This is a genomic window from Finegoldia sp. P3-F-LR (assembly GCF_052932165.1).
Window position 1 is genome coordinate 1 of the sequence record NZ_JBRFJE010000030.1, and the last position, 11,776, is coordinate 11,776.

Annotated in this window: 8 protein-coding genes; 1 reads left to right on the forward strand and 7 read right to left on the reverse strand. The window is 34.7% G+C overall.

Annotated features, from left to right (window positions below; translation table 11 throughout):
• Nucleotides 1-149: 149 nt before the first annotated feature.
• The 5 genes from ypfJ to ACU68U_RS08790 form a co-directional block, all read right to left on the reverse strand.
• A complete protein-coding gene (gene ypfJ / locus ACU68U_RS08770) occupies nt 150-1,010 on the reverse strand; it encodes a KPN_02809 family neutral zinc metallopeptidase (protein ID WP_446763154.1) in 861 nt (286 codons plus the stop codon).
• 49 nt (nt 1,011-1,059) lie between these two features.
• Nucleotides 1,060-1,686, reverse strand: coding sequence for a ComF family protein (locus ACU68U_RS08775; RefSeq protein ID WP_446763155.1), 627 nt, complete (start codon nt 1,684-1,686; stop codon nt 1,060-1,062).
• On the reverse strand, nt 1,673-3,904 hold the full coding sequence (recD2, locus tag ACU68U_RS08780) for an SF1B family DNA helicase RecD2 (protein ID WP_446763156.1): 2,232 nt from the start codon (nt 3,902-3,904) through the stop codon (nt 1,673-1,675). The genes ACU68U_RS08775 and recD2 overlap by 14 nt, the downstream gene beginning before the upstream one ends.
• A 63-nt stretch (nt 3,905-3,967) precedes the next feature.
• The gene (murA, locus tag ACU68U_RS08785; RefSeq protein ID WP_192867311.1) at nt 3,968-5,251 is read right to left on the reverse strand and encodes a UDP-N-acetylglucosamine 1-carboxyvinyltransferase; all 1,284 of its coding nucleotides are present in this window, start codon (nt 5,249-5,251) and stop codon (nt 3,968-3,970) included.
• A gap of 246 nt (nt 5,252-5,497) precedes the next feature.
• Entirely contained in the window at nt 5,498-9,241 is a 3,744-nt protein-coding gene (locus ACU68U_RS08790; RefSeq protein WP_446763157.1) for a cell wall-binding repeat-containing protein, read from the reverse strand.
• Nucleotides 9,242-9,393: 152 nt separating this feature from the next.
• On the opposite strand from ACU68U_RS08790, the gene ACU68U_RS08795 reads away from it, so the two are divergent.
• Complete coding sequence (locus tag ACU68U_RS08795; protein WP_446763158.1) at nt 9,394-9,945, forward strand: ECF transporter S component; 552 nt, start codon at nt 9,394-9,396, stop codon at nt 9,943-9,945.
• Nucleotides 9,946-9,997: 52 nt separating this feature from the next.
• On the opposite strand, the gene sdaAA is transcribed toward ACU68U_RS08795, so the two are convergent.
• Both sdaAA and sdaAB read right to left on the reverse strand, forming a co-directional pair.
• Nucleotides 9,998-10,897: an L-serine ammonia-lyase, iron-sulfur-dependent, subunit alpha gene (gene sdaAA, locus ACU68U_RS08800; RefSeq protein WP_446763159.1), complete on the reverse strand. Its 900-nt coding sequence runs from the start codon at nt 10,895-10,897 to the stop codon at nt 9,998-10,000.
• Between the two features lie 9 nt (nt 10,898-10,906).
• Entirely contained in the window at nt 10,907-11,569 is a 663-nt protein-coding gene (gene sdaAB, locus ACU68U_RS08805) for an L-serine ammonia-lyase, iron-sulfur-dependent subunit beta (protein WP_094206362.1), read from the reverse strand.
• Nucleotides 11,570-11,776: the final 207 nt, after the last annotated feature.

Sequence of the window (11,776 nt, forward strand, 5' to 3'; positions counted from 1 at the left end):
ACTCCTTCAGGTGTATCCGCCCATCTTCCTTCTCTGTACAACTGTACGCATTCTTTTTTAAATTCATAACTATATTTCATAAAAATACCCTCCTTACTGGTTTGTCCAGTAAAGAGGGTACATATCAAAATTAATTCTGGCGTCTTGTTTTATTGTATTCTAAGTCCCATTTCACCAAATGAATCTGCATGTTCAAAATCGTGGTATTTAAATCCTCGTTGAAACCATTCGTTTCTAAGTTCGGATGAACCGTGAGTAAATTTTTCCGGTTGTACGTATCCTTGTCCCATTTTTTGAATGTGATCATCGCCGACACTTTGGACTGCACTTATCGCTTCTTCAATATCTCCTTCTTCCAAGTAGCCTTTCTCTTTAATATAATAACTGAACACTCCTGCAAAATAATCTGCTTGTGTTTCCAAAGCTACTGAATATTTATTGGCATCTTTTTCGTTCAATCTACGTTGAATATTGTGAACTCTATCCAAAATTCCTAGTTCTTTTTGGACGTGGTGGCCAACTTCATGCGCCAGTACATAAGCCATCGCATAATCTCCACCGTCAGCTCCAAGCTTTTGAGTCAACATGTTATAAAAAGTTACATCCATGTAGATTGTTTGATCCAGTGAACAATAAAACGGCCCTACGTTTTTGTCCGCATTTCCGCAACCTGTAGACACTGCTCCTTCAAAGAAATGAAGCTTAGGTTCTTCATATGTTTTATTTATTTCAGAAAATTTTTCGTGCCACACATCTTCTGTGTCTTTCAACACAACGCTTAGCATCTTTTCGGCTTCTTCAACTTCCTTGCTACTAGCTTTTTCAGAATTGTTAACTTGTTGTTCCTGTCTGGTTCTGTTTTGTTCATTGATAATATCTCGTGGATTTCCTCCAAACAAAGAATACACAATTACAAGCAAAAGCAGTCCGACTCCACCGATTTTAACCGGTCCTCCTCCGGATGAACCTCTGCCTACATTTGAACTTCCTTCTCTACCTTGCCATTTCATATTTTGCCCCCAATATATTAATTTTTCGTTAATTTATTTATACCCATTTTTAATATTTTTCATTTGACCTGCTAGACACTGCGACAAATTTCAAATCCACATACTTCTCATTCAAAGTTTTCTTGATTTCTCTTAAAGTGTTCTTCGTAGTCACAATATCGTCCAAAACCAGAATTTTCTTATTTGATAAATCAGTGTTCACCTCAAACGCTCCTCGTAAATTCTCAATTCTTTGAAGCTGCGATAAATTATGCTGAATTTTGGTTTCCTTCACTTTTACAATAGCATCTGGCAAATACTCCATGTCCAGAATCTTTGCCACTTCTTTTGCAATCTCGTGAATGTGATCAAATCCACGTCTATTTATCGTAGATTTTGTCGAAGGAACTATGAGCAGCGTGTAGTCTTGTAAATTTTTTTGCTTTATTTTATCGGATACAACATCTGCTAAGAAATATTTCACAACTTGTTTGCGGCTGAGCTTGTAATCGTAGATAAGTTTCTTCGTCAAGCCCTGATGAAGTAATGGGAAATAGCAATCCGTACCGTCGATATCCCTGTAACCGTCCACAAAAACCAATTTGTCAAAGCAATCTTCGCACAACAAATATTTGTACTGTTTTTTCTCGTGACAAATTATGCAACGTTTTTGAAATAAAAAACTAAAATCCCTCATCTTCGAACATCTCTCTCATCATTTCTTGTTCGTCATCGTCTATGTCAAAGTCCATGTATTGTTTGATTCTTCTGTCCAAGCCCGAATTTCTCTTCATTATTTTATTGTTGGATATCATTTGGCGTAAAATCTTCAAGCTTCCAACCAAAACTACGATTTCTCTCGCTCGTGTGATTGCAGTGTAGAGCAAATTTCTCGTCAACAACATAAACGGAGCCTGTGTCACTGGAATTACAACGATTGGAAACTCACTTCCTTGTGATTTGTGAATCGTAATCGCATAAGATAACGTCAAACCGTCGCATTCTTTTTTCGTGAAACTAGCAGTTTTGTCGTCAAACAACACATCAATCGTCTCATCAATCGAATCGACGTATGTAACTCTTCCAATATCTCCGTTGAAAACCCCCATCGCATCATCGTCAATGAATTCTTTCGTGTAATCATTTTTAATTTGCATAACTTTGTCGTTGAGCCTAAAAATCCTGTCTCGTTGCTCGATTTCTTCTGTCATTGGTGTTTTCGGATTCAAAACTTCTTGCAAAGCTGTGTTCAATTCCTTTGTTCCACAGCTTGATTTTTTCATCGGAGTTAGCACGATTATATCGTCAAACTCATCTTTTTTATAGAAATTGGGAAGTCTTTGTGCGCACAAATCGAGAATCGTCTGCTTGGCACGTTCTGGGTCGTTTTCTTCAATAAAGAAAAAATCCTTGCCCTTTTCATTCAAAATAGGAAACTCTCCGTTGTTAATCCTGTGCGCATTCACAATTATGTTGGAGTTTTGCGCTTGACGGAAAATCTTCGTCAACTTTATCGTAGTGATTTCTCCACATTCTATCAAATCGTTGAGCACATTTCCCGCTTGTACACTTGGAAGCTGGTCACAGTCTCCAACAAAAACAACCCTCGTATTAGGATCCAACGCTCTCAACAAACTATCCGCGATGAAAATATCCATCATACTGGCTTCATCTATGATTATCAAATCGCAATCAATCGGATTGTCCTCGTCGTGGTCGAAAATCGTTCCGTTTTCAACTGGAATGTATCCCAGAATTCTGTGAATTGTCTTCGCTTCTTCGTTGCAACTTTCCGACAATCTTTTAGCCGCACGTCCTGTAGGCGCCGCAAGAATTATCTCCTTGTCATTATTTTTGAAAATTTTCGTAATATTGTTGATAATCGTAGTTTTTCCCGTACCAGGCCCACCTGTAATTATCAGCATTTTTTCAGTCATAGATTTCTTGATGGCTTCGATTTGCAAATCATCCAAGTGTTCAGATTCAAGCTTGGAAAGCTCAGCCTCCACGTCAAACTCGTCTTCGATTTCGCTTTTCAAAATATTCGCAATATTAATCGCGCATCTCATCTCAGCTTTTTCGATTTGTGGAAGGTAGACTCTGTGCTCATCGTCTGTGTCATCAATCGCAATAATTCCACTGACAATCAAAGACTCCAACGTCTCTTGTCTGTTTTTGATTTCAATGTCGATAAGATTCTCCACTCCAGCTATCAAATCATCTTCCAAAACGTAGCAATTTCCATTAGAATTTGCTTCCTTCTCCATAAAATATTTGAACGCAGCTTTGATTCTAAATGGAGAATCCGGTTCGATGTCGATTCTCTGCGCAATAATGTCTGCCGTTCTGAACCCAATTCCCCTAATATCGTCAATCAAAGTATATGGGTTTTGCATGATAATTTTCTTCGTGTCTTCCTTGTAAAAATCAGAAATAATATTGGCTTGATGAAGACTTAGCCCCAATGATTGCAAATACAAGAAAATCTCAGCGTATTCTTTTTTCTCATCGAGTGATTCTTTGATTTTTTTGTAATTTTTCTTGCCGATTCCTTTGACCTGGAGTAATTTGGATGGAGAATTTTTCAAAATTTCCATCGTATCTTCGCCAAATTCTTCGACGATTCTTCTTGCAGTTGTCTCTCCAATTCCTTTAATCAAACCGCTTTGAAGATAATTGATAATATTGTACATGCTAGGCTTAGTGGATCTTTCAACGGAAATTATGTTGTATTGTTCTCCGTATTTTGGATCTTGGACTTTGTTTGCCTCAATATCCAAGAAATCTCCCGGCATAATTTTGAAACTATTTCCTTTGATAATTCTCTCTTCTCCGTCCTTATCCACAGAAAAAATCCTAAAACCATTGGACTCGTTTTCGAATATTATATTTTTGACAGTCGCGCTAAATTTCATACACTCACCTACAAAAAAGAGGGTTGTTCAATCAAATAACAATCCCTCTGTTTATACAATTTATTAATCTTCGATTTCAATTCTTTCGATATTTGCGCCCAACTTTTTGAATTTGGAAACAATATCGTCGTATCCTCTGTCAATGTGATAAATATCTGTAACATTTGTAGTTCCATCTGCTACAAGTCCCGCCAAAATCAAAGCCGCTCCAGCTCTCAAATCTGTAGATTTAACAGTAGCACCTTGAAGAGAATCGACTCCAGCAATGCTCGCTTCATTTCCTTCAGTCGCAATAGCAGCGCCCATTTTTTGAAGTTGTTCCACATGCATAAATCTATTTTCAAAAACAGTTTCTTCAACACTGCTTTGACCCTTGCATACAGTCATCAACGCCATGAATTGCGCTTGCACATCTGTAGGAAAACCAGGATATGGCAAAGTTTTAATCTTCGTTCCTTTTAATCTACCAGTGGAAATAACTCTGATAGAATCTTCGTCCTCGTTTTCGATAACTTCACAACCAACTTCACGAAGTTTTGCGATAATTGGCATAATATGAGATGAAATACAATTTTTCACAGTAACATCTCCACGTGTAATCGCACTTGCCACCATAAAAGTCGCAGCTTCTATTCTATCTGGAATAATTGTGTGTTTTGCACCGTATAACTTGTCAACGCCGACTATTCTAATTGTAGAAGTACCAGCTCCACGAACCTTCGCTCCCAATTTGTTCAAGAAACTTGCCAAATCTACGATTTCTGGTTCCTTAGCAGCATTTTCGATAACAGTTTCTCCCTTTGCCATCGTCGCTGCCATCATTATATTTTGAGTCGCACCAACGCTCGGAAAATCCAAATAAATTTCCCCGCCAATCAAACCATCTTTTGCAATAGCTTCTATCTTTTCATCTGTCGATTCAATCTCAGCACCCAATGCCTTAAATCCTTTTAAATGCAAATCCACAGGTCTCGAACCAATCGCACATCCACCTGGCAAATACGTCTTAGTTTCACCAAGTCTTGTCAACAAAGGTCCCATCACCAAAAATGATGCTCTCATCTTGTTCATCAATTCATGTGGAGTCACAGAATTATTCACATTGCTACTATCTATCTCAACCTTATTCTTATCCAAATAAGTTACTTTTGATCCCAATTCTTCTAAAACTTTCAATATAATTGAAACATCCTTTAACTTTGGAACATCTTCTAAAATTATCGGCTCAGTTCCTAAAAGAGATGCTGCTATAATAGGAAGCGCTGAGTTTTTGGCGCCGTCAATCTTGACCTCGCCTTTCAAATTTAAACTTTTTTTTACTTGTATAACTTCCAAAATAACCTCCATCAGTCATTCGTTTTTCTTATTTATATATAAAATATTATATCATATTCATTTATCATTGACTAATTTTTGAGGGTTTTACAATCTTTTTACAAAACAAAAGCCTCCTAGGTTAAGGAAGCTTTTGTAAAATTTTATTTAGTTTTTTCATAAACTATAGTATACTCTGGATTTTCACCAATTTTATTTACGCCTAATAACAGTTGAATTATACTTATTTTTTGCAGTAATTAAATCTGTTGGCTTATATTATTTACTTTTCACTTGTAATTTTACGTCATTCAAGTTCCATCCGTAAGCTTCTGCAAATACAATTTTTAAGTTAGCGCTTACTGTTTTCCCGTCATTTGCTTTTAAGAATTCATCTGTAACTTCTAAATTTATTTTGTCATTTTTTACATCAAAAGTAGCTTTTACTCCTTCTACATTAGTTGTTACATTTACAAGTTCAGATGCATCTTCCATTTCAAAAGCTTTGGCAAATTCATTAAATAAATTTCCTAGTCCTTTATATTCTGGTACAAATGAAACTTTGTTGTTATCAACTGTAACTGATTGAGTTTGAGTTACATTTTGGCCATGGAACCCTACGCTTCCGTCTCCTTCTTGTTGTTTTATAAATCTTGGCAAAATGTAGTTAGCTAATTTAGAATAATCCTTGATTTTATTATCCGAAAAATCTAGTTGATTTATTTTTTCCATTCCAAGTATTATGTCTACATTTTCGATTCTATTTGCAGACACGTCAAAGAATGTCAATTTAGTTAGGTTTTTGAGAGAAGAAATATCTGTAATTCCATCATAATTTATTCTCTTTTCTCCTTCTTTTTTAACCTTAACATTATTGTGAAGATCCAATCCTGTTAAATTTGTCAAATTTTTAAGGGGTTCTACATTTTCAATTAAGTTGTTATATAGTTTTAAGAACTCTAAGTTTTTAAGGTTTGCTAAAGGTGATACATCTACAATTCTATTTCTTTGAAGTTCCAGATATTTCAAGTTTTTCAAATCTTTTAATGGACTAAGATCAGAAATCTCATTTTCATTTACTTTTAATTTTTCCAAATTTGTAGCATATTCAATTCCTTTTAAACTCTTCATTCCTCTAGTTACAGAGAATTTGAAATCTTTTGTTTTGGATAAATCTTGAGCTTTCCCTAATATTGAATATGTGTCTTTAGATTCTTCTGTAAATATTGGCTTATTAGTCTTCTTGTCTAAGAATATGGATACTTCCTTCAAAGATTCCATTTCTTGTTTTGTAATGCGTTGATCATCTTTTCTATTCACATCCAAGTTTTTGTTCAAAACCTTTAATAACTTCGCATCTTCAATGTCTACATATTCTGGCTTTTCTGCTTCTGAATCTTTCAAGTTTACAAGTTCAATACTATAACTGTACACTGGATCGGAATATGATTTACTATCGAATAAATATTCCAATTTCAAGCCTTCAATATCTTTTAATGTCATACCATCTTCCAATGTAAGTTTGATTTTGTTGTTTTCAGTTACTTCTGCTTTAACTTTAGGATTATCTGATTTGATTTCTTTGAATTTAGTGAATATTTTGTCTATTAACTTAAATGGATTGTCAAATTCTACAATATTTCCGTTTAATTTGACATCTGATACTGTTGTAGATAATTTGTCAGCTTCTAATGAGTAAATACTTTCTGCTTTTAGTGGTGTCAAGTCAGTAATTTGTGTTTCACTTACATTGATATCTCCCAATTGCTTCAAATCATTTGCTACTGAAATATCTTTAATAGGATTAGAATGAACATCTAAATTGTACAATTCTTCTAAATTTTTAAGTGGTGCTATATCTTTTATTTGATTTTTGGATAAATCTAACATTCCCAATTCCGTTAAATCTTTCAACGCTTCTACTGATGTAAGTTTATTACCAGACAAGTTTACATCATTTAATTTCGTTAACGTAGAAATAGAATCTATAGATTCTAATCCGTTTTGAGCAATGTATAATTTTGTTAAATTAGTAAGCTTAGATGCATCTATTTTTGTAATTTTATTATTATTTAGATTCAACGTTTCTAGTTTTGATAAATTTGTAATGGAAGATACATCTTCTATTTGGTTATTTTCTAAGTCCAAATAATTCAATTCTTTGTTGTTTTGCAATGGAGATATATCTTTTATTTTGTTATTATTGGCCATTAACCAATTCAATTTCTTGTAATTTTTAGTAACAGAAATATCGGAAATTTCATTATTTCTAATATCAAGATTTTCAACATTTGTTAAATCTTTCAATACTGATATGTTGTTAACTTTGTTTACTGAAATATCTAAACTTTTAAGATCTTTCAAATTATTTATAATTGTTACATCTTCAATTTGATTGTGAGAAATGTATAGTTTTTCAAGTCCAGTTAAATCTTTTAATGGCGTTAAATCTTTTATTGCATTATGTGATAATCTCAATAATTTTAGCTTCTTCAAATCTTTCAATGGTGTTAAATCTTCAAATGACTTAGAAGAGTCATCTGGATCTCCACTAATTGTAAGTGTTTCTAAGTTTTTCGCAGCTTCCAATCCCTTAATGCTATTAAACTCTAATACATCATAATTTTCATCAAATGATCTATGACCAAATGCTTGAAGTTGTTCCATATCTTTTACTGTCAAATCTGTTGCATTTGGGTCGATTCTGTAGTTTTTGTCAAGCAATTTAAAGTTATATTCATTTATATCTTCTTCAACTACATCTTTTCCATCGTAGTTCTTGAAGAAGTTTAGAAGTTTTTCTTTTAATTTTGCATCACCAAATTCTACAACTTTGTCTTCTGGTTTTTCTTCTGGTTTTTCTTCTTCACTGTTCTTATGTGCTTTGATGATTTCATCTTTTAGTGCATTAACGCCTTCTACTGTTTTGGCTTTGTTGATTTGGTCGATGTATACCGGAGATGTTATGCCATTTTCCTTCAATTCTTCAATTGCTTTTTCTTTGACTTCTTTTAACGCTTTTTCTTTGGCACTTTCTTCCGGTTTATCTGGTGTTGAAGGATTATCTGGTGTTGGTGTTACTGAAGGTGTATCTGGTTTATTGTCTTCAGTTATTTCCACATTAGCAATTTCTTCAATTTGTTTTGAAGATACTGATAACTTTCCGCCTACTACTGTTATTTCTTTTGTTTTGTTATCTTTAACAATTTGTTTGATAAATTCTGTGTGACTAGTGTCTGTAAGTAGTATTGGCTCATTATTTTTATGGGCTAATGGAGCTACTGACAATGCATCAGGATAGTTTCTTCCGTCTGCTAATACGAATTTTTCAAGATTTCCGAATTCTTTTGCTATTATTAAAGCGGTTTCATAACGGTCAGCTCCTGCTAATCTTCTTGTGTTTTCTAATCCTTTTATATTAACAGATTTTTCTCCGCCGAAAATTAAGGAGACCTTGTCCTTTGTGATTCCTTTCGGTAAATTGTGTCCATCTGTCAAAATAATTGGTAAGTTTTCTTTTGTGGAAAGTGGTGTTGCACACAATGCATCGGCAAATGTTAATCCACTTGCGAGTGCAACTTTTCCGTTGGGATTTAAGTATTTGTACACTTCAACTGATGTTTCGTATCTGTCAGCTCCTGCTAATCTTTTAACGTTTTTAAGTCCTTTGACATTTACTGATTTTTCTCCACCTACTATGATTACTTGTTCTGGATTCAGTCTTGTAATCTCGTCTTTAATGACTTGTGGAAGCTTTTCTTTTTGTGTCAATAATACCGGTGCATTTTCCTTGTTAGCCAAGCTTCCTGCAACCAAACTATCTGCAAAATTTTCCCCACTGGCAAGTACAATCTTTTCGATTTTATGTGGGAATGTTCGTTGGCTGATTTTCGCTGATGTTTCATAACGATCTGAGCCGCTTATTCTGTCTACTTTGATTTTGTTTTGTTCTTCTGCGAGAACTGGTGTGAACGAACTCATCACCATACTAGCAGTAAGAATTACTCCTAAAAATTTCTTCATATTACCTCCTGATTTAATATCTACACTTTATTATATATTCCCACATCAATATTGACCAGCGATTATTTATTGAAATTTTCTATATATCCCTTGAGTTTTTATGTTTTTATGTATAAGTGGTATAATTGTATAAATGATTTAAGGAGGAAAAAATGAAATTAACTACAAAAGATTTGACTAAAATCGGAGTGTTTGGCGCTTTGACTATTGTACTTGGACTTACTCCTTTGGGAATGATTCCGATTGGACCAGTTAGAGTGACTACACTACATATTCCAACTATTGTTGCTGCTTTGGTTGCAGGACCTTGGGTTAGTTTATTCGTGGGATTGTTGTTCGGTTTGTTTTCATTGGTAAATAATATTATTGCACCGACAATTCTTTCATTTATATTCTACAATCCATTGGTTTCTGTGCTTCCAAGAGTTTTGATAGCTGTTGTGACTTATCAAGTTTACAACAAATTAAGATACAAAAACGACGTGATCCGCTACGGAATTCCTGCTGTTTGCGGAAGTATTATGAACACAGTTGGTGTCTTAGGAATGGCGTTTATTTGTCATTCAAAGCAAATCGAAAGCGTTATGCATGTCAAAGCACAATATTTTCTTGGAGGAATTGTCGCTACGAATATGCCTTTTGAAATCGTGATATCATTCGTGTTGGCGATTTTGATTGCAAAAAGTGTAAACAAAAACAAATAGTTCAATTAAAAAATCCACAAGATTTTGAAAATCTTGTGGATAATTTTTTGTTTTAATCTTCGACGTCATCACTGATGTTGCAAGATCCCAAAAATCTTCTTCTGATATCTTGACCAGTTTTTGTTCCTGCAACTCCACCCATTCCTGTTTCTCTCAATGATGGCGGAAGAGTTTTGCCGACTTTTCTCATCGCTTGGCACACTTCTTCGAATGGAACTATACTTGTGATTCCTGCCAATGCCATATCAGCGCTAATCATTGCGTTGGTAACTCCCATTGCATTTCTGAATGTGCAAGGATATTCTACAAGTCCTGCGATTGGGTCGCATACAAGTCCCAATACATGTAGGATTGCAAATGATGCTCCGTGGAATACTTGTTCAATAGAGCCACCTCTTAAAAATATCAACGCACCTGCTGCCATTGCTGCTGCAGATCCTGTTTCCGCTTGGCAACCTCCGTCAGCGCCAGAAAATGTTGCGTATTTTCCCAACAATTGTCCAACACCGATAGCTACTAACATTGCATCGATAAGTTCGTCGTGTGAGCAGTTGTATCTTTGTTTAAAACTCATAAGAGCTGCTGGCAAAATTCCCGACGAACCTGCAGTAGGTGATGCTACGATTTTTCCCATAGCCGCACTGATTTCCAATGTTGAAAAAGCCATCGCCATTGCTTCTGCTGTAAATTGTCCTACTATTGGTTCATTTTCATTTGCATAAACGTGCATTTTATGTGCAAATCCGTCTATCATTTTTTGATTAGTCACTGAAGGTGTTTCCAAGAAATCTGTCGCAGATTTTTCCATAACATCTAGCATATGTGACAATTCACTTCTGATGAATTCTTCAGATTTGCCAGTTCTTTCGTTTTCTATTTCTATAACGTATTCGTAAAAAGGTCTGTTTTCCTTTTTAACTGTATTGATTATTTCTAATGATGTATCAAACATAAACTCTCCTTAATTTCGTTGAATATATTTTGTGAAAAGAAATCTATCGTCTTTTAATAAATTTTCTGTTAAATCTTCGCCGATATTTTTGTCTAATTCAACAATCAAAGTTACGATTCCGTCATGTTTCAACGTCTTCATTCCTTCGATGTTGTACCCATTTCTAGCAAGTTCTGAAGAAATATCCGCAATAATTCCTCTTACATCCACGTATTTCAATAAAATTGTAGGATAGCTTCCTGTAAATTGAACAGCTATTCCGTTGATATCTATGATCTCAATATTTCCTCCACCGATTGATGAGCCAACGATGTACATAGTAGTTCCATCTTCGTATGTAAATGTAATCTTCGCAGTGTTTGGATGCACATCCCCTAAGTCAGCTTCTCTGAAAACATAGTCAATTCCTCTTTGTTCAGCTATTGCAAATGAATCTCTAAGTCTAATGTCGTCTGGTTCAATTCCCAATACACCAGCTAACAAAGCTCTGTCTGTACCGTGACCCTTGTAAGTTTTCGCAAATGATCCATGAAGATCAAACTCAACTTTTTTGAACTCATTTCCAGCAATCAAAAGAGCAGTCTTTGCAATTCTACAAGCACCTGCAGTGTGAGAGCTAGAAGGTCCAATCATTACAGGTCCCAAAATATCAAATATATTATATTCTCCCATAAAAACCCCCTAAGTATTTTCCTTAACAATTATATCATATCAAATTCAGTGGATAAAGAAAAACAGGAAAATTTTCCTAAAAAAACCTGCTAACAAAAGTCAAGCATAACCTGAAATTAATTTCAGGTTATTTGATTATTTGAGTAATTAAATTAGTGCATGGCAAACAAACCGAGTGTAATCAATCGGTTTTTTTAGTGTAATTTT

Coding starts and splice junctions, on each gene's coding strand:
- ypfJ (WP_446763154.1), bottom strand. CDS start 1,010: ATGAAATGGCAAGGTAGAGAAGGAAGTTCAAATGTAGGCAGAGGTTCA.
- ACU68U_RS08775 (WP_446763155.1), bottom strand. CDS start 1,686: ATGAGGGATTTTAGTTTTTTATTTCAAAAACGTTGCATAATTTGTCAC.
- recD2 (WP_446763156.1), bottom strand. CDS start 3,904: ATGAAATTTAGCGCGACTGTCAAAAATATAATATTCGAAAACGAGTCC.
- murA (WP_192867311.1), bottom strand. CDS start 5,251: ATGGAGGTTATTTTGGAAGTTATACAAGTAAAAAAAAGTTTAAATTTG.
- ACU68U_RS08790 (WP_446763157.1), bottom strand. CDS start 9,241: ATGAAGAAATTTTTAGGAGTAATTCTTACTGCTAGTATGGTGATGAGT.
- ACU68U_RS08795 (WP_446763158.1), top strand. CDS start 9,394: ATGAAATTAACTACAAAAGATTTGACTAAAATCGGAGTGTTTGGCGCT.
- sdaAA (WP_446763159.1), bottom strand. CDS start 10,897: ATGTTTGATACATCATTAGAAATAATCAATACAGTTAAAAAGGAAAAC.
- sdaAB (WP_094206362.1), bottom strand. CDS start 11,569: ATGGGAGAATATAATATATTTGATATTTTGGGACCTGTAATGATTGGA.